Source organism: Streptomyces sp. DSM 116793 (assembly GCF_057320905.1).
In genome coordinates this window covers 8,047,981-8,073,354 of record NZ_CM170494.1, presented here as the reverse complement: position 1 = coordinate 8,073,354, position 25,374 = coordinate 8,047,981, and the positions used below count along the sequence as shown (strand labels likewise).

At 72.1% G+C, this 25,374-nt stretch carries 22 protein-coding genes and 1 pseudogene; 13 read left to right on the top strand and 10 right to left on the bottom strand.

Annotation, left to right across the window (positions count from 1 at the left end; translation table 11 throughout):
* Positions 1-257: 257 nt before the first annotated feature.
* From ACSMXW_RS31845 to ACSMXW_RS31825, 5 genes are all read right to left on the bottom strand, one after another.
* Positions 258-1,802: a DEAD/DEAH box helicase gene (locus tag ACSMXW_RS31845; protein ID WP_485801430.1), complete on the bottom strand. Its 1,545-nt coding sequence runs from the start codon at positions 1,800-1,802 to the stop codon at positions 258-260.
* A 234-nt stretch (positions 1,803-2,036) separates the two neighbouring features.
* Positions 2,037-2,240, bottom strand: coding sequence for a cold-shock protein (locus ACSMXW_RS31840; RefSeq protein WP_329315148.1), 204 nt, complete (start codon positions 2,238-2,240; stop codon positions 2,037-2,039).
* Between the two features lie 348 nt (positions 2,241-2,588).
* Positions 2,589-2,927: a MerR family transcriptional regulator gene (locus ACSMXW_RS31835; RefSeq protein WP_485801428.1), complete on the bottom strand. Its 339-nt coding sequence runs from the start codon at positions 2,925-2,927 to the stop codon at positions 2,589-2,591.
* 344 nt (positions 2,928-3,271) lie between these two features.
* Entirely contained in the window at positions 3,272-3,628 is a 357-nt protein-coding gene (locus ACSMXW_RS31830) for a hypothetical protein (protein ID WP_485801426.1), read from the bottom strand.
* 62 nt (positions 3,629-3,690) lie between these two features.
* Entirely contained in the window at positions 3,691-5,232 is a 1,542-nt protein-coding gene (locus tag ACSMXW_RS31825) for an aromatic amino acid lyase (protein ID WP_485801424.1), read from the bottom strand.
* A gap of 257 nt (positions 5,233-5,489) precedes the next feature.
* Here ACSMXW_RS31825 and ACSMXW_RS31820 point away from each other — a divergent pair, with 257 nt between their 5' ends.
* Entirely contained in the window at positions 5,490-5,918 is a 429-nt protein-coding gene (locus tag ACSMXW_RS31820) for an organic hydroperoxide resistance protein (RefSeq protein WP_485801423.1), read from the top strand.
* Positions 5,919-6,060: 142 nt separating this feature from the next.
* Here the strand turns inward: ACSMXW_RS31820 and ACSMXW_RS31815 are convergent, their stop codons facing one another.
* Both ACSMXW_RS31815 and ACSMXW_RS31810 read right to left on the bottom strand, forming a co-directional pair.
* Positions 6,061-8,271, bottom strand: a complete 2,211-nt coding sequence (locus ACSMXW_RS31815) for a hypothetical protein (protein WP_485801421.1) — start codon at positions 8,269-8,271, stop codon at positions 6,061-6,063.
* Between the two features lie 416 nt (positions 8,272-8,687).
* Positions 8,688-9,422, bottom strand: coding sequence for a hypothetical protein (locus tag ACSMXW_RS31810; RefSeq protein ID WP_485801419.1), 735 nt, complete (start codon positions 9,420-9,422; stop codon positions 8,688-8,690).
* 238 nt (positions 9,423-9,660) lie between these two features.
* On the opposite strand from ACSMXW_RS31810, the gene ACSMXW_RS31805 reads away from it, so the two are divergent.
* Positions 9,661-10,863, top strand: a complete 1,203-nt coding sequence (locus ACSMXW_RS31805) for an IS110 family RNA-guided transposase (protein WP_485798791.1) — start codon at positions 9,661-9,663, stop codon at positions 10,861-10,863.
* Here the strand turns inward: ACSMXW_RS31805 and ACSMXW_RS31800 are convergent.
* Together ACSMXW_RS31800 and ACSMXW_RS31795 are read right to left on the bottom strand one after the other, a co-directional pair.
* Positions 10,833-11,369, bottom strand: a complete 537-nt coding sequence (locus ACSMXW_RS31800) for an ABC transporter substrate-binding protein (protein WP_485801418.1) — start codon at positions 11,367-11,369, stop codon at positions 10,833-10,835. The two genes, ACSMXW_RS31805 and ACSMXW_RS31800, sit on opposite strands and share 31 nt — an antisense overlap.
* A 1-nt stretch (position 11,370) precedes the next feature.
* Positions 11,371-11,637 (bottom strand): annotated as a pseudogene (locus ACSMXW_RS31795) (carbohydrate ABC transporter permease); the annotation flags it as partial.
* 545 nt (positions 11,638-12,182) lie between these two features.
* Here ACSMXW_RS31795 and ACSMXW_RS31790 point away from each other — a divergent pair.
* From ACSMXW_RS31790 to ACSMXW_RS31740, 11 genes are all read left to right on the top strand, one after another.
* Complete coding sequence (locus tag ACSMXW_RS31790; RefSeq protein ID WP_485801416.1) at positions 12,183-13,226, top strand: fatty acid desaturase family protein; 1,044 nt, start codon at positions 12,183-12,185, stop codon at positions 13,224-13,226.
* 704 nt (positions 13,227-13,930) lie between these two features.
* Positions 13,931-14,770: an ABC transporter ATP-binding protein gene (locus ACSMXW_RS31785; RefSeq protein ID WP_485801414.1), complete on the top strand. Its 840-nt coding sequence runs from the start codon at positions 13,931-13,933 to the stop codon at positions 14,768-14,770.
* Positions 14,742-15,575 carry an ABC transporter permease gene (locus tag ACSMXW_RS31780; protein ID WP_485801413.1) on the top strand — a complete coding sequence of 278 codons (834 nt, stop codon included), beginning with the start codon at positions 14,742-14,744 and terminating at the stop codon, positions 15,573-15,575. Before ACSMXW_RS31785 ends, ACSMXW_RS31780 begins: the two co-directional genes overlap by 29 nt.
* A 16-nt stretch (positions 15,576-15,591) precedes the next feature.
* A complete protein-coding gene (locus ACSMXW_RS31775) occupies positions 15,592-16,611 on the top strand; it encodes an ABC transporter substrate-binding protein (protein ID WP_485801412.1) in 1,020 nt (339 codons plus the stop codon).
* Between the two features lies 1 nt (position 16,612).
* A complete protein-coding gene (locus ACSMXW_RS31770) occupies positions 16,613-18,070 on the top strand; it encodes a UbiD family decarboxylase (RefSeq protein WP_485801410.1) in 1,458 nt (485 codons plus the stop codon).
* Between the two features lie 65 nt (positions 18,071-18,135).
* Complete coding sequence (locus ACSMXW_RS31765; RefSeq protein WP_485801409.1) at positions 18,136-18,840, top strand: GntR family transcriptional regulator; 705 nt, start codon at positions 18,136-18,138, stop codon at positions 18,838-18,840.
* Between the two features lie 62 nt (positions 18,841-18,902).
* On the top strand, positions 18,903-19,394 hold the full coding sequence (locus ACSMXW_RS31760; RefSeq protein WP_485801408.1) for a (2Fe-2S)-binding protein: 492 nt from the start codon (positions 18,903-18,905) through the stop codon (positions 19,392-19,394).
* Positions 19,394-21,862, top strand: a complete 2,469-nt coding sequence (locus ACSMXW_RS31755) for a xanthine dehydrogenase family protein molybdopterin-binding subunit (RefSeq protein ID WP_485801406.1) — start codon at positions 19,394-19,396, stop codon at positions 21,860-21,862. The genes ACSMXW_RS31760 and ACSMXW_RS31755 overlap by 1 nt, the downstream gene beginning before the upstream one ends.
* The gene (locus ACSMXW_RS31750; protein ID WP_485801404.1) at positions 21,859-22,779 is read left to right on the top strand and encodes an FAD binding domain-containing protein; all 921 of its coding nucleotides are present in this window, start codon (positions 21,859-21,861) and stop codon (positions 22,777-22,779) included. The genes ACSMXW_RS31755 and ACSMXW_RS31750 overlap by 4 nt, the downstream gene beginning before the upstream one ends.
* Complete coding sequence (locus ACSMXW_RS31745) at positions 22,776-23,621, top strand: alpha/beta fold hydrolase (protein WP_485801402.1); 846 nt, start codon at positions 22,776-22,778, stop codon at positions 23,619-23,621. Before ACSMXW_RS31750 ends, ACSMXW_RS31745 begins: the two co-directional genes overlap by 4 nt.
* Positions 23,618-24,694, top strand: a complete 1,077-nt coding sequence (locus ACSMXW_RS31740; protein ID WP_485801400.1) for an amidohydrolase family protein — start codon at positions 23,618-23,620, stop codon at positions 24,692-24,694. The genes ACSMXW_RS31745 and ACSMXW_RS31740 overlap by 4 nt, the downstream gene beginning before the upstream one ends.
* Here the strand turns inward: ACSMXW_RS31740 and ACSMXW_RS31735 are convergent.
* Positions 24,624-25,373, bottom strand: coding sequence for a GntR family transcriptional regulator (locus ACSMXW_RS31735; RefSeq protein ID WP_485801398.1), 750 nt, complete (start codon positions 25,371-25,373; stop codon positions 24,624-24,626). The two genes, ACSMXW_RS31740 and ACSMXW_RS31735, sit on opposite strands and share 71 nt — an antisense overlap.
* Position 25,374 lies beyond the last annotated feature (1 nt).

The following is a 25,374-nucleotide window of genomic DNA, read 5'->3' as shown; positions in this document are numbered from 1 at the left end:
GCCTCGTACGGCGGGGTGGGCAGTGAGGCGGCCATGGTGGCCCGCGCCTGGGACCTCAGCGAGGTGGAGGAGCGTTACGAGGCCTTCATCGACGAGTTCACCGGGGTGCACCCGCTGCTCCCCCGCGATGGCGTCCTGAGCGCCGGCAGCTGCCTCCTCCTCGCCGAAGCCCACGCCCTCCGGGGCCCCACTCCGCACCGCCTCATCCGCCGTGCTGGCCGGCGGATGAGGGGTGGGTGGGGGCCGGTACGGGCGGGTCAGCCGGTCTTCGCGGCCCGTGCGGAGCCGGGCGTGGCCGTCCGGGTGGCGGTGGTGGACCGGCGGGACTGGGCGGTGCGGCCGCGGCGGGCGCCTGACGCGGGGGCGCGGCGCTTGGCGCGTTCGGCGACCGGTGCGGCGATGGTGACGGGGATGCCCGACGGGGTCTGCGCACCGGTGATGCGGCGCAGTTCCGCTTCGCCGGAGCGCACCTGCGCGGTCCGGGGGGTGATGCGCGCGTCGGCCATCAGCCGGGTCATGGCGCGTCGCTGCTGCGGCAGCACCAGGGTGATGACGCTCCCGGACTCACCGGCGCGGGCGGTGCGGCCGCCGCGGTGCAGGTAGTCCTTGTGGTCGTTCGGCGGATCGATGTTGACCACCAGGTCGAGCTGGTCGACGTGGATGCCGCGGGCGGCGACGTTCGTGGCCACCAGCACGGTGACGTGCCCGGTCTTGAACTGCTCCAGGGTGCGGGTCCGCTGGGACTGGGACTTGCCGCCGTGCAGGGCCGCCGCGCGCACACCGTTGCGCAGCAGTTCCTTGGTGAGGCGGTCGGCCGCGCGCTTGGTGTCCACGAACATGATCACCCTGCCGTCGCGGGCGCCGATCTCGATGGTGGTGGCGCGCTTGTCGTCCTCCTCGACGTACAGGACGTGGTGCTCCATCGTGGTGACCGCCGCCGCCGCGGAGTCGACCGAGTGGACCACCGGGTCGGTCAGGTAGCGGCGCACCAGCAGGTCGACGTTGCGGTCCAGGGTGGCCGAGAACAGCATGCGCTGACCGCCGGGACGTACCTGGTCGAGGAGCGCGGTGACCTGCGGCATGAAGCCCATGTCGGCCATCTGGTCGGCCTCGTCGAGCACGGTGATGCCGACCTGGTCGAGGTGGCAGTCGCCGCGTTCGATGAGGTCCTTCAGCCGTCCGGGGGTGGCGACCACGACTTCCGCTCCGCTGCGCAGGGCTCCGGCCTGCCGGCTGATGGACAGGCCGCCGACCACGGTGGTCATCCGCAGCCGCAGCGGCCGGGCGTACGGGGTGAGCGCGTCGGTGACCTGCTGGGCCAGCTCGCGGGTGGGCACCAGGACCAGGGCCAGCGGCCGACGGGGCTCGGCGCGCCGGCCCGCCGTGCGGGCGAGCAGGGCCAGGCCGAAGGCCAGCGTCTTGCCGGAGCCGGTGCGGCCGCGGCCGAGCGCGTCTCGTCCCGCCAGCGTGTTCGGGAGCGTCGCCGCCTGGATCGGGAACGGTACGGTCACGCCCTCGGCGCCGAGCGCCGCCAGCAGGGGCGCGGGCATGTCCAGTTCGGCGAACGTCGTCACCGCGGGCAGTGCCGGAGTGGTGGTGACGGGCAGCGCGAACTCCGTCGGCCGCGCCGGGCGACGCCCGGGACCACCGGAACGGCCGGAGCCGCCGGAACGCCCGGGGGCGTCGGACCGGCCCCCCGCCGAGCGGCGCGGGGCGTACGAGCGGGAATTGTTTTTCATGGTGGACCCTGCGCCACCGCCGCTTCGGATGCGGCGGTCTTTGGCACTGGCTGTGCGGTTCATGCAGAACCTTCCTCGATGCGGCACGTATCGAGGAATTCCCGGCATCGGCATGCCGAACGGAGAATTGCAAGTACGAGCCGGAGAAAAAGAAAAATGTACGCGGGGAAAACGGTGCCTGCCCGGCACGTGGCCGGTGGACGGGCGGCGCTGCCCCGGGAGAGGCGTGGTGCGAACAGACGAGCTGGGGCCCGCACCCTTCAGGTGCGGGCCCCAGCTGCGTCGTGCGCGCCAGCGTCAGGCGGGAACGATGTTCTCCGCCTGCGGGCCCTTCTGGCCCTGGGTGACGTCGAAGTTCACCTTCTGGCCTTCATGAAGCTCGCGGAAGCCCTGGGCGGCGATGTTCGAGTAGTGGGCGAACACGTCGGCGCCGCCGCCATCCTGCTCGATGAAGCCGAAACCCTTTTCCGCGTTGAACCACTTCACGGTGCCAGTAGCCATGCCATATCTCCTTCGGGGCGGTGTCCCGAGCCCGCACCTCGCGCGCTCGGCGTCGCCGTGATGATTGCCCCGTCCGGAAAGCACCGGCAAAACAAAAGCACTCTCCACCGGTACGCAAAGGACCGGTGAGGCCACTCAAGCTCCTGGGAACCACAACTGCAACTGATATTTACGGTAGCACAGCGCGGGCGACCACGCGCGACGGCCACTTTCGGTTTTGCGGCGGCCCGCGGAATACCCCGCCGAGAGGGCGGGTTTTTCTGCTGTCGCGACACCAGATATGTGTCCGCCGGTGAGGGAAGAAGGAACGGCGCCGCGCGTTCGCCGCGGGGTCGGCGGTCGGGCGGGTCAGGAGTCCGTCCCGTGTCCGGATCCGGCCGTGCGGCTGCGCAGTTCCTCGTTGATGCGCTGGGCTTCTTCGAGTTGGTCCTCGAGTATGACGATGCGACAGGCGGCCTCGACGGCGGTGCCCTGGTCGACGAGTTCACGAGCGCGGGCGGCGATGCGCAACTGGTAACGGGAGTAGCGGCGGTGACCGCCCTTGGACCGCAGCGGTGTGATCAGCCTGGCCTCGCCGAGGGCCCGCAGGAAGGCCGGCGTGGTGCCGAGTATCTCGGCCGCCCGCCCCATGGTGTAGGCGGGGTAATCGTCGTCGTCGATACGGTCGAGCGGACTGTCTGCGGTCATCTGCACCTCTGTACGGGGGCCCTGCACGCGAAATGCTAACCTCAGCAAGCCAGCATGTCTATTCTCGCCATGGCAGATTTCCCCGGCGGCATCTTCGGTCCACTCCCGTCCGCGGCGGCAGAAGGCTGCACCGGAGGACACCGCTCCGGGTGTGACCGGCATCGGAGCGGGTCCACCGCCCGGCACGGAGCAGCGGCGGGTAGGGGGCGGGTCCCACCGACCGGCACGCACGGAGAAGTGACGGGGGGAGGCGGGTCCCACCGACCGGCCCGGAGCAGCGGCGGTACGGGATGCCGCCCTGGCCGCAACGGGATGCCGCCCTGGCCGCGCCAGGGCCCGACGAGCTAGTCCACCGGCTCGACGAGCAGGGTCGTGTGCTGGTTGTCCACGCCGTCCACCATGACGAGCGTGCAGGCCCTGACCACCGCACGGTAGACCCGGGCCACCGGGAGGTCGGCGCGCGGGGTCAGCGGATAGGGATCGGGCCGGTAGCCGCCGTTGCCCCCTCTGCTGGCGTGCACATGACTCAGGTAGCGGATGCCGGTGTCCACGTCGAGAATGGCCGGGTACTGGCAGGCGTCGGCCCAGGTCAGGGTCTTGTGCCTGTTCTTCTCCGGCCGCGTGTCGGCGAACTCGGTGATCTCCACCGTGTGCCCGGCCGGTATCGCGGCGGGATAGTTCAGGTCCAGCGTGACGGCCATGCGAGGAGCCTAACGGGCGGCCGGTACGGCGCCCACGGTACGGGGGCACCGGATCCGTTCCGCTACCGGCCGGAGCCGTCCGGCCGGACGCTCCCCGGCCGGCCGTCGCGCAGCAGCTCCCGCAGGCGGGCGACGTCCTCGCCGAAGAACCGGTCCTCGGGGGTGCCCGGCAGCACCTGGGCCACCTCGTCCAGCGCGTCGGTGAGCCCCGTCGCGTCCGCGGGCGGCGTGGCGCCCAGGCAGCGTGCCTGGTGCAGCGCGAGGAGCTCGCAGGCGACGACGTCCATCAGCCCGTCGAGGGCACGGCGGCAGCACTCGGCGGCCTCCACCGAGAACGTCTGGACGTCCTCCTGACCGGCCGACGTCTCCACGGTCCCCACCAGGGACGGCATGGTGAGACGGCGCAGGTCGTGCACCACACCGACGGCACGCTTGTGGACGGGCGAGACGCCGGTGTGCGGACCGGGCCGCGGTGAGAGCTGGGCCGGCAGGCCGGTGACCTTGGGATCGAGCATCCGGTGCAGGCGGGTCGCCCCGAGTTCCGCGGCCCCGACCAGAGCCACCGTCAGCATGTGCAGGTGGGAGGCGAGGTCGTAGCCGTGGAAGCCCGCTGTCCCGAGGAAGCGGCCCACCCGGCCTTCCTCGATGTACGCGGGTGAGTCGGTGATGCCGTCCAGGGCCCGGTCCACGGCGGCGTCCAGCAGGCCCACCGCGCGGTCGAGCTGGGCCAGCACCTGACCGGAGACCCGGAACGACACGGGTGGCTGGAGGGACCGCGAGCCGGTGGCGGTGCCGGCGAGCCGGCGCAGTTCGGCGGTGACGTCCCCCAACACGGTGTCCCCTCGTGCCAGGGCCGGGTGCAGCGCGTCACGCGAGGCACCGGTGAGGGCGAACTCGCCCGCCACGATCCGCAGGCACCGGCGCAGCGCGGTCCTGGCACCGTCGGCACACAGCACGGCGAGCGCGGTGGTCACGGGTACGCCCTGGATCAGCGCCACGCCCTCCTTGGGGCCGAGGGGCAGCGGGGCGAGTCCCGCGGCCGCCAGTGCCGGTCCGGCGGGATGGGCGGTGTCCGGGCCGGCGCCCGCCGCGGGCGGCGCCTTCGGCAGCACCCTGCCCCGTCCGCCGAGCGGGGCCGCCAGATGGGCCAGCGGGATGATCTCGCCGGCCGAGCCCAGGCCGCTGCGGGGCACGGCCGGCAGGACGTCCCGCGCGAGCAGCTCGGCGAGCCGCACGCACAAGCCGGCGCCGACGCCGCTGTCGTCGTTGAGGAACGTGCGCAGCCGGACCGCGAGGACCGCACGTGTCTCCTGCCCGGTGAGCCAGGGGGGACCACCGGCGGACCTGGCCAGCATGAGGGACTCCTGGTGGCGGGCCTGCTCCGTCTCGTCCAGGCGCTGCTCGCTCAGGGCGCCCATGCCGGTGTTGACGCCGTACACGGGTTCCCCGGACGCGAGGGCGGCGAGGACCCTGGTGCGGCGCTCCGCGATACGGGCGGTCAGCTCCTGGGACAGCACGGGCACGTGTCCTGCGTGGGCGATGCGCAGTATCGCGGCGGGGCCGAGGTCGGCGGGCCGTTCGACGGTGAAGGTGTGCGGGGCCATGGTCACCGAGATCTTGGCACGCCTTCCGGCCGGGTGGGACTCCGCCGCCGGCACAAGCTTGCAGTACCTGTGCGATGGTGTCCCGACCGCGGCGGTTCTCGGCACCGGCACCGTATACCGCTATGGACGCCGGTCGGGACGTCCCGGGAGCGGACGTCCCGACCGGGGCGGCCGGAACGGGAATCGATCACACCGCGGACACGTTATAGAAGCGGCCGCGTGCAATTCCGATCAGGTCCGATCAGGAGGACTCACCCATGACCATCCAGCCCGTAGACGTCCTGTACACCGCCGTCGCCACCGCGGAGAACGGCCGCGACGGCCGGGTCGCCAGCGACGACGGCAAGCTCGACGTCGTCGTGAACCCGCCCAAGGAGCTGGGCGGCAGCGGTGCGGGCACCAACCCCGAGCAGCTCTTCGCGGCCGGCTACAGCGCCTGCTTCCAGAGCGCCCTGGGCGTCGTCGCACGCGCCGCGAAGACGGACATATCCGACTCCCGGGTGACCGCCAGGGTCGGCCTCGGCAAGATTCCCTCCGGGGGCTTCGGCCTCACCGTGGAGCTCTCCGTCGCCCTGCCGAACGTGCCCGAGGCCACGGCCAGGGAGCTGGTCGAGAAGGCACACGAGGTGTGCCCCTACTCCAATGCCACCCGGGGCAACATCGAGGTGCGCCTCTCGGTCGCCTGACGCGGCACCGCGGGACAGGGCCGGGACGGCGCCCCACAGGGGTGCGGCCCCGGCCCTGTTCGGCGGCGGGCGCGGGGCGCCGGCGTCCGGCCCCGCGTGTCGAGAAGGTCCTCGGCCGGCGCGAGGCGGCCGGTCGGGCAGGTCAGGCCTCCCGGCGGGCCCGCACCGAGTGGTACGGCCGGTTGGAGAACGTCTCGTCGAAGCCCGGCGACAGCCACGCGTCGCCGGCCGGGTCGGCGAGGACGAACAGGTACACCAGCGGGTACGGCGAGTCGGTGTACTCGACCGGGATCACCGCCTCGTACCTGCCGTCGCCGCGGGGTGCCATCGCCGCCTCACGGAAGGACTCCGCCTGGTTGGCGTGCCGGTACTTCAGGGTGACCGCCCCGGCGAAACCGTCGCCCTCCACGACCACCGTGAGGGGCAGCCCGGCGCCCGGGGTGAAGTACGCGGGCGTGATGTGAGCGAGCGCCGGGCGGTCCGAGCGCGGCGGCACCGGGCGGGGTGCCGCGGTCCGGTCGCCGGCGGCCTCGGCCAGCTCACGGCGGAGCTCGACGAGGTCGCGGTCGACGGCGGGCAGCCGGTCGGCCCACCCGCCGTGTTCGGAGTCGCGGATGCCGAAGGTGAGGTCCGTGCGGTAGACACCGGTGACGGCGTCGACCACAGCCGCGAACGCGTCCCTGGCGCCCTGGGCGAACTCCACCGCCTCGGCGAGCCGGGCGCGCTGTCCGGTACGCCGGTAGAGGGCGTGGGCAAGGCCGGCGCGGAACCTGCCCGCGAAGGAGCGGCCGAGCCCGGCGAGCGCGGTGACGTCCACGTCGATGCGCCGGTACTGGGCACCGGCCGGCCTTGCCACCGCCGTACGTGCCGCGGCCAGTGCCCGCTGCGCCGCGTCCGCCAGCCCGTCGAGCCAGTCGGCCACCTGGTCCGGGCCGTACCTGCCGTCGAGCCGTCCGGCGACCAGGGTGTCCGCGTAGTCGTCGATCGAGCTGAAGAGCGTCGGGTCGAACGGGCTGACGCTGCCGAACGTGCCGGGCTCCGCGCTGTCCGCCCTGTACTGCTCGGAGACCGCGCCGCGCGCGATCGGCATGTGGATGGGGATCTCCGGCCAGTAGCCGTTGTTCGACGCGCCGGCGCCGTGGGCGACGGTCACCAGCGGCAGGATCCTGCCGGCGTGCGCCAGCGCGTCCTCCACGGGTGCGGCGGCCGCGCCGAGCGAGGCCCGCAGGAAACGCCGCCAGCCGTCCGGGTCGGCGTCGGGGTCGGGGTCGTACATCAGCCGGCCCCACAGCCGGAACGTGTAGCGGTACTTGTGCCATTCGCGGCCGCCGAGCCGCAGGCTCTCGTCCAGGTAGGGGCCCCGGCCGCCGGGGCTTCCGCTGCCCTTGCGCCCCTTGAAGTACAGCGGCTCGCAGAGCTCCGCCCCGAGGGCGCCGCCGAACGTGGAGTGGCGCCCGAACCCGGCGGCGAGCGCCGGGTCGCCCCACAGCAGGACCTTCTGGGTGCCCGGCCAGATCCGGAAGACCAGGTCGAAGGTGCGGTCCTCATGGAGGAAGTCACCGTATCCGTAGCGGGTGAAGCGCCGTTCGAACTCGGTGACGGCGGTCAGATCGGCTCCTTCGGGCGCGGGCCTGGCCGCCTCCTTCTGCCTGATGGAGGTCTGGTGGTAGGGCAGGCCCATGTGCTCGGCCCAGTACTTGGCGGACAGCACCGTGTGCAGGCCGGGCTGGTCCGCGGCGTTGAGCAGGGCCTCGTCCACGCCCTTGGCGTGCATGTCGATCTCCAGGGGCCGGCCCGCGGAGGACGCGGCCGCCATCATCTTCTCCCAGAAGACCTCGTGCCCCACATCCGGGATACCGCCCTCGTGGTGCACCCGGAAGGTGAGCCCGTCGATCGAGGGGCAGGCGCGCAGCAGCAGGGCGAGTGCCTCGGCGCAGTAGGCCGCGTGGTTGCCGTCGTCCAGGCCCGTGATCGGGTACCGGTGGTGGGAGTCGGAGCCGTAGTCGTAGGCGTGGTTCCACAGCCCGAGCTGGAAGTGGATGCCGCGCCGCTTCGCCTCGTCGCTGATGAACCGCAGCATGGTGAGGTTCCGCGTGCGCTCGGCGTCGGACAGGCCGGTCGCGCGCACCCGGTAGGCGGGCACGTCGAGAAGGAACGGGTAGGCCAGGCAGAGGTAGTTGTCGGTGGCGCCGTGCCGGTCGGCACCGTAGTTGTACTGCATGCCCAGGGCCAGCATGCACCTGTTGACGCGGTTGGTCGCCAGTTCGGTGAAGTACTCGGTCCAGCCCTCGCGGTCGAGGAACCAGCCGGTGTCCTCCTCCTCCGAGCAGAACGCGCGGGCGATGCCGCGCACCCGGGCGGCGGGGTCTCGGTCGAGGACGGGACCCGGCGCAGCGCCGTGAGCGGGTCGGCGCCGTGCGCGGCGCGGTCGGCGAGTTCCAGGAGCCCGTAGGACAGCCCGCGGGGGTCGGCGCCGGCGACGACGAGGGTGTCCGGGTCGGCGGGGTCGCGGGCGATCACGAAGGACTCGGGTGCCCGGGGCACCGTCGTGCCGTCGGGAAGCCGCGCCCCGGCCGGGCCGCACGCCACGATCCGCAGCGCCGTGCCGTCCGCTCTGTCCCGCACCGCCAGCCTCGCGCCGCCCAGCACCCGGGTGAGGTGCTCGCACGCCCATGTGCCCGTCGGGCTGCCGACGACGGTGTCGGAGGGATCGGCCAGGAGGCCGACCGTCGCGGATTCTGTGCCGGTGGTTTCTTCAGACACTGCGGTTCATCCCTGCTTCAGTAGTGCCGTCGACTGACTGATCACGTTGGAGGCCGCGTCGGCGGCCTTCTGCTTCCCGAAACCGATGTCCTGGTTGGTGCGCAGCAGCAACTGGCTGATCTGGGTGAACGCCTGGGGCTGCGGAGGGGGCGCGGGGAAGGCGTGCTCAGCGGCCTGTTCGGTGTAGGAGGTGAGTGCCTTGTCCGCCGCGTCGAGCTTGGTCTTCAACAGGGTGTCCAGAGCCCGGCGGGACGCCGGGGGGCCGCTGATGAGCTGGAGGAGCCCGGTGGCCTGTGCGCCGTTGACGAACCAGTCGATGAACTCCGCGCCGGTTTTGGGGTCCTTGCACCTGACGTTGAGCGCCAGCTGGCTGCTCGGGGCGGCGTACTGCGGCTGTCTGCCGCCCTTGCTCGCCACCGGCGGCAGCACCAGTTCCAGCCGGTGCTCGGTGAGGGCCTGGAAACCGCCGGTGAAGTTGGGGGTCATGATGTGCGCCAGGACAGCCGTGCGGTTCACGAGCGGGCTGTTGGGCCAGTCGCCGTAGGAGTACTGGGAGCCGATGTCGGCGGGCACGCAGCCGCCGCTGTGCCGCAGTCTGTCCCAGAAGTCGAACCACTCGGTGAGGGTGTCGGCCGTGAAGCCCGGCAGTCCTCGGGCGTCCATGAGCGCCTGGCCGCGACCGCGCAGGAAGATCTCCAGGCTGCCCAGGTCGCCCCCGTTATCTTCTTCGCGGTCCTGCAAGAGGGCCGCTGGCCTCCGGGTCCGGTATGACTGTGTCCCCCTGTCGATGGGATGACCTGGGGGGTGGTGTCACCGGGCCCGTGGGGTGCCGTGGGAGACGCTGATGAGAGGTCCGACTACCGCCTGGCCGGGCGCAACGCCCGGCATCCTGCGGGCGGCAGGTCTGCATAACGTGGATGCGCGCGTACGGCTCCATCGCCCTGGCCAGCACCGCACGAGCCCTGTTCGGGAGGACGGGTTGTACGACATCGACGACGTAGGCGTCTTCCTCGGCCTGGACGTCGGCAAGAGCGCCCATCACGGACACGGCCTGACTCCTGCCGGCAAGAAGATCTTCGACAAGCCGCTGCCCAACAGCGAGACGAAGCTGCGAGCGGTGTTCGACAAGCTCGCCGCGAAGTTCGGCACCGTCCTGGTGATCGTGGACCAGCCTGCCTCGATCGGAGCCCTCCCACTCACCGTCGCCCGCAACGCCGGCTGCAAGGTCGCCTACCTGCCAGGCCTGGCCATGCGCCGGATCGCCGACCTCTACCCGGGCGAGGCCAAGACCGACGCGAAGGACGCCGCGGTGATCGCGGATGCCGCCCGCACCATGCCGCACACCCTGCGCTCGCTTCACATGACCGACGAGATCACCGCCGAGCTGACCGTCCTGGTCGGCTTCGACCAGGACCTCGCGGCCGAGGCCACCCGCACCTCCAACCGGATACGCGGCCTGCTCACCCAGTTCCACCCAAGCTTGGAACGCGTGCTCGGGCCACGTCTGGACCACCAGGCCATCACCTGGCTGCTGGAACGCTACGGCTCCCCAGCCGCCCTGCGAAGGGCAGGTCGTCGCAGGCTCGTGGAGGTGATCCGGCCCAAAGCCCCACGCATGGCCCAGCGACTGATCGACGACGTCTTCACCGCGCTCGACGAACAGAGCGTCGTGGTCCCAGGCACCGGCACCCTCGACGTCGTGATCCCGTCCCTGGCCCGCTCCCTCGCCGCCGTTCACGACCAGCGCCGGGCCTTGGAAACCCAGATCGGGACACTGCTGGAGGACCACCCTCTTTCGAAGGTCCTGACCTCGATTCCGGGGGTCGCGGTCAGGACCGCAGCCACCTTGCTGGTCACCGTCGGCGACGGCACCAGCTTCCCCACCGCCGCCCACCTGGCCTCCTACGCCGGCCTCGCCCCGACAACGAAGTCGTCGGGAACCTCGATCCACGGCGAACACGCACCCAGAGGCGGCAACCGGCAACTCAAACGCGCGATGTTCCTCTCCGCATTCGCCGCCCTGCACGATCCCGCCTCCCGCACCTACTACGACCGCTGCCGAGCCCGCGGAAAAACCCACACACAAGCCCTTCTCCGCCTCGCTCGCCACCGCATCAGCGTCCTGTTCGCCATGCTCCGCGACGGCACCTTCTACGAACCCAGAACCCCACGCCTCGCTTGACGAAAGACATAGAGGCACCCCCCCGCGTCCTCGCTGCCGTACAGGGACGGTCCGCCGGCCTTGTGGATGTCCACCGCCAGGGCGGCGAAGTCGTCCCAGGTCCATGTCCCGTCGGGGGCGGGGATGCCCAGGGCGGTGAGCGTGGTGGCGTCGTAGCCCATGGCGTAGGTGCTGGTGGCCACCGGCACCCCGTACTGCCTGTCCTTCAGCCTGCCCTGGTCGAGCAGTCCCCTGGTGAAGTACGAGGTGTGCAGGATGCCGGGCACATAGGGGTCGAGCGGGGCGAGTTGCCCCGAGCCCCCGTACTGCGCGATGTGCACGCCGTCGATGTTGATGATGTCGGGGGCGTTGGCCCCGGCGAACTGTGTGGACAGCTTGTCCCAGTAGTCCGCCGTCGGAGTGCCCTCGAAGGAGAGGTCGACGCCGGCGTGGGTGGTGTTGAACCTCTTGACGACCTTCCCGCGCAGGGTGAGCTTGGTCGCGTCGCCGTAACCGCTGACCCGCATCCCCAATGATCAGCAGCAGGATCCATGCCATCGCCGACGCGTAGCCCATCCGCAGGTTGGTGAAGCCCTGCATGTACAGGTAGAGGGTGTAGAAGAGCGTGGCGTCCGAAGGACCGCCGGTGCCGTTGCTGACGATGTAGGCCGGGGTGAACGCCTGGAACGCCTGGATGATCTGGAGCACCAGGTTGAAGAAGAGGATGGGCGTGAGCAGCGGCAGTGTGACGCCGAAGAACCGGCGGACCGGTCCCGCGCCGTCCACCGCGGCGGCGGTTTTCCCATATGGGAAAGGAAATCTCGCTTGGTGGAAGTTGCGGAACGACCTTACGCGCCGCACGCACGGCGGCGAAAGGACGGTGCAGCGAGATTTTCCGGCCCCGCCGGAATCGCACGCGGTGAACGCGCGCTCCGGCGTGACCCCACCCCTGCCTGCTCCCGCCGTGAGGGACCCGGCGGGCGGTGTACTGTGGCAGCCGTGGCCCCAGCCGGGGCAACCGCGCACACCCGAGGGTCACCAGACGTCCGCCTCGGACACACGCGCCTCGTCCACCGCACCGTGACGGGCCGATTGCCCGCGCGAGGCCCCGGCGGATCGCCCAGTGGAGTCCACCGGCACAGCGCCCGGCGAGGAGTACCACGCCCGGGACCACTCCTCCGACCCCAGGCGCAAGCCGTCACGCTCCACGTCACGAACGGCGACCGGACCGCCGAGCATGCCGCCGGCGGCACCGCCGGGCATGTGCCCCACCAGGGCGTCCGCCCATCCGGACACGGCTTGTCTCCCGTGCCCGCCCCGACAGACAGGGATCCCTCACCATGACTGTGCGTACCGCGGAGCGTCCCCCGCCGCCGGGCGGGCCCGGCAGCGACTTCGCCCGGCTGTCGAAGAAGATCGCCGCCGCGGGGCTGGTGGATCGCCGTCCCGGGTACTACGCGGTGCGGATCACGGCGGTGGCCGCGCTCTACGCCGGCGCATGGACCGCGTTCGTGTTCCTCGGCGACAGCTGGTGGACGCTGGCACTCGCGGCCTTCCTCGCCCTGGTCTTCGGCCAAGTCGCCCTCGTGGCCCACGACGTCGCCCACCGGCAGGTCTTCCGGCTGCGCAGGGCCAGCGAGATATCCGGGCGGATCGCCGGGGCCGGCATCGGAATGGGCTACGCGTGGTGGCAGGACAAGCACACACGCCACCACGCCAACCCCAACCACCAGGAGCTCGATCCCGACCTCTCCCCCGACCTGCTGGTCTGGTCGCAGGACCAGGCCCGTGCCGCCACCGGGCTGCCCCGCCTGATCGGCCGCTTCCAGGCCGTCCTGTTCTTCCCCCTGCTCACGCTGGAGGGCTTCAACCTGCATGTGGCGGGCGTGCGGGCGCTGGCCAACCGCTCACTGAAGAACCGCCCCCTGGAGGGCGCTCTGCTGTTCGGGCACTTCGCGGTCTACCTGGCCGCGCTGTTCCTGGTGCTGCCCCCCGGCATGGCGGTCGCGTTCCTGGCCGTCCACCAGTGCCTGTTCGGCGTCTACCTCGGCGCCATCTTCGCCCCCAACCACAAGGGGATGCCGATCCTGACCGGCGAGGACCGCCCGGACTTCCTCCGCCGCCAGGTGCTCACCTCGCGCAACGTACGCGGCGGCCGGCTCACCGACCTCGCGCTCGGCGGGCTGAACTACCAGATCGAACACCACCTGTTCCCCAGCATGCCCAGCCCGCACCTGCGCAGGGCGCAGGCCATCGTCCGGCGTCACTGCGAGGACCTGGGCGTGGCCTACCTGGAGACCGGGCTGATCGCCTCCTACCGGCAGGCACTCGCCAGCCTCCACCAGGCCGGTTCCCCGATCCGGCAGGCCGAGGCCGCGGCCTAGCCGTCCCGGGTCCGCACGCCCTGTGGGCCGGCGCCCGCCCGGCCATGGCCGCGAGCCCCGCCGCGCACGTTTCCGGACCCACAGCCCGCACCGCACGAACCGGACCCTGGATCCGGGACCCGGTCGGCAGGACGTGGCCGGCGGGCCCGGTGGAGTGTTCGTCACCGAGAAGGAGCTCACGGCGTTCCGGCCGGGGACCTTCCGCAGACCGCCTGACGGCCTGACGGCCTGACTGCCTGTCCGCCTGACCGCCTGACCGCCTGACCGCCTGACCGCCCCTGGGCGCTTGCACCTGCCACGGCACGGATAGGCGTGAATCAGCCATCGGCCGCCCTACCCACCCAATAGATGAAGTGTCGACACTTTGCGGTGGCCCCGAGGGGACGCGCCTGCCGCGCCGGCCGTCTCACCCCGCTCGGCGGGCAACAGCGGGCCGGTACGCGGGGCGGCGGGTCGGGGGCCACGGACGATGGGATCAGGACCGGCGTTCTCCCTGTTCACACGGCCCCTGTATGGCCTGAGCGGCCCGGTGGCACGACTCGGCGGCGGCAGGCGGTGCCGCCGGAGGGGACGGAGCGGGGCGGGGAACAGCACGGACGCTCTTCGGTAACCCTCTGGACACAAGCAGGCGGCGCTGCTTGAATCCTAGTGTCGACACTTCCCCTCCAGGGCGGTGCTCGGCACCCCTCTCCGAGGAGGTATCTGTGCATCTTCCGCGACAAAAACTGGTCGTCGAGGACCTCAGGCTCGGGCACTGGTCACGTCGGTCCCACTCCTTCTCGCTCGCCTGCGACGGGCTGAGCTTCCACGTCGCCGAGAACGAGTTCGTGGCCATCGTCGGGCCGAGCGGCTGCGGCAAGACCACGTTCCTCACCGCGCTCGCTGGGCTCACCCCGGTGACCTCGGGCCGGCTCGAGTTGAACGGCGAGCAGATCCGGGGACCCGCACCCGACCGCTCACTCGTGTTCCAGCAGGCCTCGCTCTTCCCCTGGCGCAACGTCGTGGCCAATGTCGAGTTCGGCCTCAAGGCCCAGAAGCGCCTGGACCAGCGCGGCAGGGCCCGCGTCGCAGAACTCGTCGAACTGGTGGGACTCGCGGGCAAGGAGGACAAGTACCCGCGCGAGCTGTCCGGCGGCATGAGCCAGCGGGTCAACCTCGCCCGGGCGCTCGCCACCGACCCCGATCTCCTGCTGCTCGACGAGCCGTTCTCCGCCCTGGACGCGCAGACCCGCGAGGTGATGCAGGACGAACTCACCCGCATCTGGCAGGCGGACGGCGCGGGGACCGGCAAGACCGCCGTCTTCGTGACGCATGACGTCCCCGAGGCGGTCTTCCTCGCCGACCGTGTCGTCGTCTTCTCCAGCGGTCCGGCCCATCTGGTCGAGGTCGTCGACGTCGACCTGCCGCGCCCCCGCGGCTCGGACATCAAGCGGACCCCCGAATTCCAGGCGATCCACGACTACATCCTGGGGCTGGTGATGAGCCAGACCCAACCAGGTCGAAGGGCGAGTGACCATGACAGCAACGCACCTGTCGTCGGATAGCGTCCGCGCCCAGGACCCGCCGGCCGTGAGCCGCCGGCGCGCCCTGGGAAGCCGCCACCTGAACCTGATCCTCGGCGTCATCGGCCTGGTCGTGGTCCTCGCCGCCTGGCAGATCTGCGCCGTGACCGGCATCGTCGACCCGAACTTCAGCAGCTCGCCGTCAGGGGCGTTCACCGCCCTGATCGACTCCATCAGCACCGGAAGCGTCTGGGGCCCGCTGGGCTCGACCCTGTCCATCGTGGCCTGGGGCATGCTCATCTCGATCGTCGTGGGCATCCCCGCGGGCCTGCTCATCGGGCGGAACAGAGTCCTCTACGGGCTGACCGACCCTCTGATCAGCATCCTGTACTCCGTTCCCTATGTCGTCTTCCTGCCGATGCTCATCTTCTGGTTCGGCATCGAGATGAACGCCCGCATCGTCATCGTGGTGTGGAGCGCGCTGTTCCCGCTGCTCATCAACGTGATCGCGGGCGCCCGCAACCTGGAGACCAGCCATACCCAGGTGGCCAAGGTGTTCTGCGCCTCACGGCTGACGACCCTGCGTTCGGTCGCCTTCCCGGCGACCCTCCCCTACATCCTCGCCGGCATACGGCAGGCGGTGGGCCGGGCCCTGATCGGCGCGATCGTCGCCGAGCTGTTCATGGGGTCCGCCGGGCTCGGCTACCAGGTCCAGCTCCAGACCTCGAACTTCGAGATGGACGACGCCATGGCGTCGATCGCCGTGATCGCCGTGGTGGCCATCGTGCTCACCCGCGGTGTCGGCTACCTGGAGCGCCGCTTCACGTTCTGGTCGGGCACGGACTGAGAGGGACGAGCCGCCCATGCGCATCGCCACACCGCTCACCACGTCGCTGGGACTCCTGCTCTTCCTGGCCGTCTCCGGCTGCGCCGTGACACCGAACGCCTCCGTGCACTCGTCCAGCATGAAGATGACGGTGGGGTACACGGCGATCGGAGCCGCCTACTCGGATCTCTACATCTGCGAGGACCAGGGCGTCTTCAGGAAGAACGGCCTCGACGTCAAGATCACCCTGCTCAACAGCTCCTCGCAGCTCGTCGCCGCGCTGGTGAGCAACGGCGTCCAGGTCGGCGTGGGCGCGACCACGTCCACGGCGGCCGGGGCCATGAACCTCAAGGGCGTCGACCTGCGGTACATCGCCCTGCCCATCAACCGCTACTACCTGGAGATGTGGGGCAGGAGGTCGGTCAGGCCCGGCGACGGCATCAAGGGCCTCAAGATCGGCCTCAGTTCACCGGGCTCCCTCGGGGACGCGGCCGTCGACGCCCTCGTCAAGCGCAACGGCTGGCGGCAGGGCGACGTCCACAAGGTCTTCCTCAAGAGCACCCCGGCCGAGGTCTCGGCGCTGGAGAACGGCGCGGTCGACGCGATCGTCACCCAGCCGCCGACCGGCACCAAGACCCGCGAGAAGGGCTTCAAGAAGGTCATGGACTTCACCGGCATCCCCTCCGCGGCGAACGCCTACACGGTCAAGTCCGACTACATGTCCGCCAACAGGAAGGCCGTGACCGCCTTCGTGAAGTCGGAGACCGAGTGCCTGGCCATGCTGCACAACGACAAGGCGGCGGCGCTCAGGAGCATCATGAAGCACAGCGGAGTGAGCAGCCGGCCGCTGGCCGAGTACTCCTACGACTTCTTCAACCCCCTCTGGGCCAGGACGCCACGGGTCGACCCCCGTCTGGTCCACGACGCGTTCGCCGCCACCGTGGCCAAGGGCGTCGGCACGATGCCCAAGGACACCGACGTCTTCATCGACAACTCCTACGTGGACGACGAGCAGCGGTCCGGCTTCATCAAGTCCCTCTATCCGGGAGGCGAGTGACATGACGTCACTGGAGGACATCGACGACCTGCGGGGCTGGCTGGCGCTCGCCGACAAGCTCGGCGAGGTCAGAACCCTCTCGGGCGCCCACTGGGACAAGGAGATCGGCGCCGCGTCCGAGGTGAACTACAAGCGCCCCTCGCCACCGGCGCTGCTCTTCGACGACATCGTGGACTACCGCCCGGGCCAGCGCGTCCTCACGGCCTCCATGGCGGGCGCCCGCCGCCTCGGCATGACCCTGCGGCTCGGCACGGACTTCGACGACCGGTCCCTGGTCGAGGCGCTGCGCACCAAACCGGGAGAGTGGGTGGCGGCCGCGGCGCGCCACCCCGTGCGCGAGGTGCCCACCGGCCCCGTCCGTGAGAACGTGCTCCGTGACGGGGCCGTCAACCTGCTGGACTTCCCCGTCCCGCAGTGGCACGAGGCGGACGGCGGCCGCTACATCGGCACCGGCTGCGCGGTGTTCACCACCGACCCGGTCACCGGCGTCGTCAACGCCGGCGCCTACCGGATGCAGGTGCAGAACGAGGGCCGGGCCGCGAGCGTCAACATCGAGGCGGGCAAGCACGGTGCCGCGCACGTCAGGGAGTGGTTCGCGCGTGAGGGGCGGGCCCCGGTCACCGCCTCCCTGGGCCACGACCCGCTGCTGCTCGTCGTGGCCGGCACCGAGGTGCCCGGCGGCGTCAGCGAGCTGGAGTACGCGGGCGCGGTGCTCGGCCGGCCCGTGGACGTGATCCGCGGCGAGGTCACCGGCCTGCCGATCCCGGCCACGGCGGAGCTCGCGGTGGAGGGCTGGCTCCGTCCCGAGCGGCGGGAGCAGGAGGGCCCGTTCGGCGAGTGGACCGGCTACTACAGCGGCGGCACCGAGCCGGTCCTCACCCTCGACGTGGAGCGCGTCTACCACCGGGACAACCCCATCCTGCTCGGCGCCCCGCCCGGCAAGCCGCCGCACGACTACTCGTACATGCGCAGCGTGATGAAGTCCGCCATGATCCAGGACGCGCTGGTCAGGACGGGCCTGCCCGGCGTGGAGGGGGTGTGGGCGCACGAGGCGGGCGGCGGGCGCCAGCTGCTCGCGGTCGCCATCCACCAGCAGTACGCGGGGCACGCCCGGCAGGCCGGCTACCTCGCCGCCCAGCTGCCGGCCGCCGCGTACATGAACAAGTTCGTGGTGGTCGTGGACGCCGACGTGGACCCGCGCAGCCTCAACGACGTGGTGTGGGCGATGTGCACCCGCACCGACCCCGCCGACGACATCGAGACGATGCGCCGCACCTGGGGCAGCCGGGTGGACCCGCTGCGGGAGCGGGACATGCCGCCGTTCAACACCCGTGCGGTGATCGACGCCTGCCGGCCGTGGACCCGTCTCGGGCAGTTCCCGGCCGTCGCCGAGGCCAGCAGGGAGCTGCTGGACAGGGTCACCCGGCGCTGGCCCGACGTGCTGGGCGGCGCATGGTGACGGCCCGGACGGCACCACCCTGGCCGAGCGGGCAGCATCCGCCGCCCGGCACCGGCCGCCCCCCGATGGGCGAGAGCGTCGGCAGGCTGGAACTCAGCCGGGCGTTCGGCCGGGGCCCCTCCGTCCCCAGCATCGCCGACGAGATAGCGCTCGCGGTGGCCACCGAGATCATCGAGGGCCGCCTGTCACCGGGCGACGACCTCAACTCGGTCGAGCTCGCCCGGTCGTTCCACAGCAGCAGGACCCCGGTGCGCGAGGCGCTGCTCGTGCTGGAGCGGGAGGGCTTCGTCGAGATCACCGCACGGCGCCGGCCGCGCGTGGCCCGGCTGCTGCTGCGCGAGGTCAGGGAGCTGTACAACCTGCGGGCCGAGCTGTACTCACTGGTCAGCCGGGCCGTCGTGGCGCGGGCGACCGAGGCCGACCTGGAGACGCTCCGCGGCCACCAGCGTGCCCTGGAGGACGCCGCGGCCGACGACGACGTCGACCGCTACTTCTGGGTCAATGTGCAGTTCCGGACCACCGAGGCGGACATCGCCCGCGACGCCACCCTGCGCCGCGTGCTCGACTCGCTGGGCCTGCGGGCCCTGCAACTGCGCCACCTGAGCCTCGCCCAGCCGGGCCGGCTCGAACCCTCCGTACGCGACCACGCGCGTCTGCTCCAGGCCTACGAGGACCGGGACGCCGACCTCGCCTCCGCCCTCACCCAGTCCCTGGTGCGGGCCGGATACGCGGCGATCGAGCGCTCCGGATGGACGGGAGAAGAACGATGACCGACGCCGCCCCCGCCACCCCGGCCGGCACCACGGCAAGCGAAACCGAGGCAAGGAGGTCCATGGCCGCCCCCGTGCGTTTCCGTCTCAACCAGGAGGACGTGGAGATCCACGTTAAGGACCCGACCACTCCCCTGCTCGACGTCCTCCGGCACGACCTGTTCCTCACCGGCACCAAGTCGGGCTGCGCGATCGGCTACTGCGGGGCCTGCACGGTCATCGTGGACGGCGCGGCCGTTCCGTCCTGCCTGCAGATGGTGGGCCTGCTCGAAGGCCGCGACGTGCGCACCATCGAGGACCTCGGCGGGCCGGACGGCCTGGACCCGGTGCAGAGCGCCTTCGTCGCGCGGGCCGGGCTCCAGTGCGGCTTCTGCACACCCGGCCACGTCATGGCGCTGCGCGCCCTGCTCGACGCGGACCCCGACCCGGGCGAGGAGGAGATACGGCGCACCGTCGACGGCAACTACTGCCGCTGCACCGGCTATGTGAAGATCCTCGACTCCGCGCGCGAGGCCGTCGCCCTGCACAAGGCCGCCACCGAGGAGGAACGCTGATGTCCACCGCCGAACTCCCCGCCGGCGGGCTCGACCTGGGCCGGTCCGTGCTGCCCCCGCTCATCGGCAGCCCGGTCGAACGCCTCGACGCCGTGGAGAAGGTCACCGGGCGCGCGGTGTACGCCGGGGACAGCCGGCTGCCGCGCATGCTGTACGGCGCCGTCGTCCGCTCGCCGCACGCCGCCGCCCGCATCGTGTCGGTGGACACCGCACGCGCCGAGCGACTGCCCGGGGTGCACGCCGTCATCACCGGTGCGGACACGGCGGCGGTCAAATGGGGCGCCTTCCGGCCCGATCTGTATCCGCTCGCCATCGACCGCGTCCGCTACGTCGGCGACGAGGTCGCCGCGGTGGCCGCCCGCGACCTGGAGACCGCCCGCCGCGCCGCGGAACTGATCCGCGTCGAGTACGAGGTGCTGCCCGCCGTGCTCACCCTCGACGAGGCGCTCGCCGACGGCGCACCGCTGGTCCACGACGACGCACCCGGCAACATCGCCCACGAGTTCGGCTTCGACCGCGGCGGCGCGGACGCCTGGTTCGACCGCAGCGACGTCGTGGTGGAGGGCACCTGGCAGAGCGCCCGCCAGTGGCACGGCTCGATCGAGACCATCGGCTGCACCGCGGAGTGGACCCGGGACCGGGTCAGCCTGTGGGTGAACACGCAGACGCCGTTCCTCGCCCGGCAGCGGTACGCGACCGCGCTCGGGCTGCCGCTGCGGGCGGTGCGGGTGGTGCAGACGGAGGTGGGCGGCGGCTTCGGCGGCAAGTCCGGCGACGACAACACATCCGTCATCTGCGCCATCCTCGCCCGCAAGGCAGGCCGTCCCGTGCAGCTGGTCAACACCCGCGAGGAGGAGTTCCTCGCGAGCCGCCCGCGCATCCCGATGCGGTACACGGTCCGCCTGGGCTTCACCCGGGACGGGCTTGTCACCGCCAAGGACATCGAGGTCATCGCCGACAACGGCGCCTACACCGGCAAGGCCCAGGCCGTCCTCGGCGCCGCGACGGTGCGCCATGACGCGCTCTTCAAGTACCGGGCCGTGCGCGCCCGTTCCCGGCTCGTCTACACCAACCTGGAACCGACCGGCGCGTTCCGCGGCTTCGGCAACCCCTCCGCGGACTGGGCCGTCGGCCAGGCCTGGGACCTCGCGGCCGAGAAGCTGGGCATCGAGGTGCCTGACCTGTTCCTGCTGAACGCCGTCGAGTCCGGCAGCGTCTCACCGCACAACCACAAGATCAGCAGTTGCGAGCTGAAGCAGTGCATCAGCAAGGCCGCCAAGGCCATCGGCTGGGAGGCCAAGCGGGCCGAGCGCACACCGGGCAGGGGTCTCGCGATGGGCGTCAGCGTCCATGTCTCGGGCCGCCGCAGCTTCGGCGACTACGACGGCAGCTCCGCGATCGTGCGACTCACCGAGGACGGCCGCGCCACCGTCATCGTCGGCGAGGGCGAGATCGGTACCGGCGCCCGCACCACCCTCGCCCAGATCACGGCGGCCGAACTCGGCATGCCCGTCGCCGACGTCTCCGTGACGCGCCCGGACACGGACCTCGCGACCCATGCGCTGGGCGCGCTGGCGAGCCGGGTCACCTACGTGGCGGGCAACGCCGTCAAGCGGGCCGCCGAGCAGGCCTGCACCAGGCTGCTGGAAGCCGCCGCGCGCCAGCTCGGCCGGCCGGCCGCACAGCTCTGGGTCGAGGACGGCGTCGTGCACGGCCCTGCCGGATCCGGCGGCGAGGGGCCGGTGAGCGCGCCGGTCGGCGTGATCGTGCGGGCGGAGCTGTACCGGCCGGACGGCGAGCCGATCGTCGGCGTCGGCTCGTTCGACAACCCCTCGGAGTTCCCCGACCAGAGCCGCTACGGCAACGAGTCCGGCGCCTACAACTTCGTCGCCGAGGCCGCCGAGGTCGAGGTCGACGAGGCGACCGGCGCCGTGCGGGTCCTGGAACTGGCCGCGGTCGTCGACTGCGGCACCGTCCTCAATCCACCACTCGCCGAGGGCCAGGTCGAAGGCGCCATCGCACAGGGCCTCGGGATGGCCCTCACGGAGCGGTTCGACTGGCGGCGGGGCGCACCGACGCGGCCGAACTTCTCCGACTACAAGCTGCCGACGGCGGGCGTCATGCCGAAGCTGCACATCGAGTTCGCCGACTCCTACGAGCCGACGGGTCCGTTCGGTGCGAAGGGCGTCGGGGAGATCGCCCTGGACCCGGTGCCGTCGATCATCGCCAGTGCGGTGGCCGACGCGGTCGGCGTCCGCGTCCACGAGCTGCCCATCACCGCGGAGAAGATCTACTGGGGCATGCGGCCCGGCGAGCCCGGAGCCGCCGACCCCGGCGGGGTCACCGCGCGGCACCGCGCCACCGGCCCCGGGCGGGTCACCGCGGAGCACGGCGCCACCGGCCCCGGCCCGGTCGCCCCGCAGGGGCGCGCCACCGACCGCACCGACGAACAGGGGGACCTCCTGTGACCGTCCTCGACTCCGGGCCGCTGCCGGCCGGCGCCCCCGCCGGGCCCGTGGCCCTGCTCACGCCCCGGTCGCTCGACGAGGCGCTGCGGCTGATCGCCGACGGCGGTGCGGCCGTCCTCGCCGGCGGCGTCGGTCACGCCCTGCGCCGCCACGACCGACTGCCCCCGGCGCCGGCGCTGGTATCGGTGGCGGCGCTGCCCGAACTCTCCGGCATCGCCCGGCACCACGACCACCTGACCGTCGGTGCGGGTGTCCGGCTCGACGCCTGCGCCGCCGACGGCCGGCTGGCCCGCGCCTGGCCGGTCCTGAGCGAGGCGGCCGGCTCCGTGGCGACCGGCCGGATCCGGCGGATGGTCACGCTCGGCGGCAACATCGCCGCCCGCGACGACAGCCACGATCCGCCGGTCGCGCTCACCGCCATCGGCGCGACCCTCGCGGTGCGCAGCGCGCGGCTGAGCAGGACCCTCGCGCTCACGGAGCTCGGCCGGCTGCGCCCCGACGAACTGATCGAGCACGTCCGGCTCCCCCTGCCCGCCGCCGGCACGGGCTCGGCGTACGAGAAGTTCCTCGTCCGCGGCGTGTGGGAGTACGCCTGTGTGAACGTCGCCGCGGTCGTCACCCTGGACGCGGACGGCACCGCGGAACGTCTCTCGCTCGCGGTCGGCTCGGTGGCCGGCGGCCCGGTCGCCGTCGACCTCGCCGAACTGGCGGGCCACCGCGCCGACCGGGCCCTCGTCGAGGAGGCCGCCACCCGCGCCGCGGCGTCCACGACGCCGTACGGCGACGTGAAGGGCACCGCGGCGTACAAGACCCGCATGATCGCCGAGTTCTCCCGGCGCGCCCTGACCACCGCCATCGACCGCGCCCGGGCCGCCACCGGCCGCCCGGCACCGTCCACCCCGGAAGGAGACCTATGACCGCCACAGCCCTCCAGGGGCAGGCGAGCACGCGGGACGGCGTCCCCCTGTCGTACACCCTGCACCCGGCCAGGAGCGGGGCGCCGCGGATCGCCTTCGTGCACAGTCTCGCCCTCGACCGGTCCCTGTGGTCCGCGGTCACGGACCGGCTCGCGGGCCGGGCCGAGATGGTGACGTACGACTGCCGGGGCCACGGCCGCTCGGGTCGGCCCAAGGGTCCTTACTCCACGGCCCAGTTCGCCGACGACCTCGCGGACCTGCTGGACCACCTCGGCTGGCAGGACGCCCTGGTGGCCGGCTGCTCCATGGGCGGCTGTGTCGCCCAGGCCTTCGCCGCCGCCCATCCGCGACGCACCCGCGGCGCCCTCTTCATCGACACCACCGCCTGGTACGGACCCACGGCGCCCGACGACTGGGCGGCACGGGCCACCGCCGCACGGACGAAGGGCCTTCGGTCGCTGATCCCGTTCCAGCTCACCCGCTGGTTCGGCGACGCCTTCCGCGAGGCGCGGCCGGAGCTGATGGCCCACCTGACCGACGTCTTCACCGCGAACGACCTGGACTGCTACGAGGCCACCTGCGCCATGCTCGGCTCCGCCGACCTGCGCGAGCAGGTCCGCACCATCGCGCACCCGGCGGCCGTCCTCGTCGGCGAGGACGACAAGGCGACCCCGCCCGGGATGGCGCGGGACCTCGCCGAGCTGATCGGCGACGGCCCCGCCGTCGTGGTGCCCGGCACGCGGCACCTGACCCCCCTGGAGAACCCGGCCGTCGTGGACGAGGCGCTCACCGCGCTGCTCGACCGTGCGGCGGCCGCCGACACCGTCGGAGAACACGCATGAGCGGGCCGGTCGTCGTCGACACCCACGCCCACCACGTCGGCGCCCACGCCATCGAGCGGATCCGTGACGAGGGGGCCGCACACCGGGTCCGTCTCCTCACCAATCAGGTGGCGGGCAAGCCCGTCACCCGCGTCGAAGTGGCCGGCCGGCCCAGTGGACTGCCGCTGCTCCCCCAGCTGAGCGATGTGCCGGCCCGGCTGGCCTGGATGGACGCGGCCGGTGTGGACGTGCAGCTGGTCGCCCCCTGGATGGACCTCGCCGGATACGAGCTGCCGCCCGAGGACGGCCTGTGGCTGGCCCGGGTGCAGAACGACTCCGCGGCCGAACTGCGCGCCGCGAACGACCGGTTCCTGGTCGCCGCGGCCGTGCCCCTCCAGCACCCCGGCCACGCGGTGGCGGAGCTGCGCCGTGCGGTCACCGAACTCGGCCATGTGGCCGTGCAGATCGGCGCCCGGGTGAACGACCTCGGCCTGGACGACGAGTCGCTGGGCCCGTTCTGGGACGCCGCCGAAGAGCTCGGCGTTCCGGTGATCGTGCACCCGGCCGAGCTCGACGTGCCCGAGCGCAGTCGACGGCTGTTCCTGCACATCCTGGTCGGCAACCCCTCGGAGACGACGTTCGCGGCGGCGGCCCTGATGCTCGGCGGTGTCCTGGAGCGGCGTCCCGGGCTGCGAGTGCTGCTGGTGCACGGCGGCGGGTTCGTGCCGTACCAGATCGGCCGGCTACAGCGCGGCTTCACCGCGGCGCCTTTGCAGTTCCGCGCCAAGGGCGCGCGCAGCCCGCGCGACCTGCTCGGGCAGCTGTTCTTCGACACCGTGCTGCACGACGACGACGCGCTGCGCCACCTGATGGACTTCGCCGGTGCCGGGCGCGTGCTGCTCGGCAGCGACTATCCCTTCCCGATGCGCAGCGACCGGCCCGTCGACGCGCTCGACGCGGTGAAGCCGGACGACGAGGGACGGGCGGCGGTGCTCGGGGCGGGGGCCTTCCTTCCCGGCGGCGTCAGTCGGGAAACCCCGTCCAGCCCGAGCGCTCCACCGCCGCGAGACCCCGGCGCACGATGGACCGTGTGAGGGCCGAGGCCAGCTCCGGCTCCCGGTCCCGGTACGCCCGCATCAGCCGCTGGTGGTCGGCGACGGACGTCTCCAGGCGGCCGGGCAGCGACAGGCTCAGGTGGCGCAGCTGGAGGGTCCTGATGCCGACCGAGTCGAGGACACCCCGCACCGTCTCGTTCGCAGCGAGCCGTGCCTCCGTGTTGCGGAACTCCACATTGAGCCAGAAGTACCCGTCCAGGTCGCGCTGGGCGGCGACGGCCTCCATCGCCGCCTGGACCGCGGCCAGTTCGTCCAGCTGCGCCTCCGTGCAGTGCTGGACGATGCGCCGGCTCACCAGCCCGTACAGCTCGCCGCGCAGCTCGTATATCTCGCGGATCTCCTCGATGCCGAGGGCACGCACCCGGGGCCGCTTGCGGGCGGCGATCTCGACCAGGCCCTCGCGTTCGAGCGTCGCCAGCGCCTCGCGCACGGGCGTACGGCTGCTGTGGAACCGCCGTGCCAGCTCCACCGAGTTCAGGTCGTCGCCCGGCTTGAGCCGGCCCTCGATGATCTCGGCGCCGATCGAGACGAGGATCGCGTCGCCGACGCTGTCCAGCTCCTGCGACCGGCCGAGTACCCGCAGGATCTCCCGCTCGCCCGCCGTCAGGCCGGCCCTGCCGGCCTCGGCCGCCGGGCCGGCCGGTCCGCCCACCGCCATG

What these genes read in the sequence shown, in the direction of transcription:
- ACSMXW_RS31845 (WP_485801430.1), bottom strand. Translation starts at nt 1,802, where the DNA reads ATGAACCGCACAGCCAGTGCCAAAGACCGCCGCATCCGAAGCGGCGGT.
- ACSMXW_RS31840 (WP_329315148.1), bottom strand. Translation starts at nt 2,240, where the DNA reads ATGGCTACTGGCACCGTGAAGTGGTTCAACGCGGAAAAGGGTTTCGGC.
- ACSMXW_RS31835 (WP_485801428.1), bottom strand. Translation starts at nt 2,927, where the DNA reads ATGACCGCAGACAGTCCGCTCGACCGTATCGACGACGACGATTACCCC.
- ACSMXW_RS31830 (WP_485801426.1), bottom strand. Translation starts at nt 3,628, where the DNA reads ATGGCCGTCACGCTGGACCTGAACTATCCCGCCGCGATACCGGCCGGG.
- ACSMXW_RS31825 (WP_485801424.1), bottom strand. Translation starts at nt 5,232, where the DNA reads ATGGCCCCGCACACCTTCACCGTCGAACGGCCCGCCGACCTCGGCCCC.
- ACSMXW_RS31820 (WP_485801423.1), top strand. Translation starts at nt 5,490, where the DNA reads ATGACCATCCAGCCCGTAGACGTCCTGTACACCGCCGTCGCCACCGCG.
- ACSMXW_RS31800 (WP_485801418.1), bottom strand. Translation starts at nt 11,369, where the DNA reads ATGCGGGTCAGCGGTTACGGCGACGCGACCAAGCTCACCCTGCGCGGG.
- ACSMXW_RS31790 (WP_485801416.1), top strand. Translation starts at nt 12,183, where the DNA reads ATGACTGTGCGTACCGCGGAGCGTCCCCCGCCGCCGGGCGGGCCCGGC.
- ACSMXW_RS31780 (WP_485801413.1), top strand. Translation starts at nt 14,742, where the DNA reads ATGACAGCAACGCACCTGTCGTCGGATAGCGTCCGCGCCCAGGACCCG.
- ACSMXW_RS31775 (WP_485801412.1), top strand. Translation starts at nt 15,592, where the DNA reads ATGCGCATCGCCACACCGCTCACCACGTCGCTGGGACTCCTGCTCTTC.
- ACSMXW_RS31770 (WP_485801410.1), top strand. Translation starts at nt 16,613, where the DNA reads ATGACGTCACTGGAGGACATCGACGACCTGCGGGGCTGGCTGGCGCTC.
- ACSMXW_RS31765 (WP_485801409.1), top strand. Translation starts at nt 18,136, where the DNA reads ATGGGCGAGAGCGTCGGCAGGCTGGAACTCAGCCGGGCGTTCGGCCGG.
- ACSMXW_RS31760 (WP_485801408.1), top strand. Translation starts at nt 18,903, where the DNA reads ATGGCCGCCCCCGTGCGTTTCCGTCTCAACCAGGAGGACGTGGAGATC.
- ACSMXW_RS31755 (WP_485801406.1), top strand. Translation starts at nt 19,394, where the DNA reads ATGTCCACCGCCGAACTCCCCGCCGGCGGGCTCGACCTGGGCCGGTCC.
- ACSMXW_RS31745 (WP_485801402.1), top strand. Translation starts at nt 22,776, where the DNA reads ATGACCGCCACAGCCCTCCAGGGGCAGGCGAGCACGCGGGACGGCGTC.
- ACSMXW_RS31740 (WP_485801400.1), top strand. Translation starts at nt 23,618, where the DNA reads ATGAGCGGGCCGGTCGTCGTCGACACCCACGCCCACCACGTCGGCGCC.
- ACSMXW_RS31735 (WP_485801398.1), bottom strand. Translation starts at nt 25,373, where the DNA reads ATGGCGGTGGGCGGACCGGCCGGCCCGGCGGCCGAGGCCGGCAGGGCC.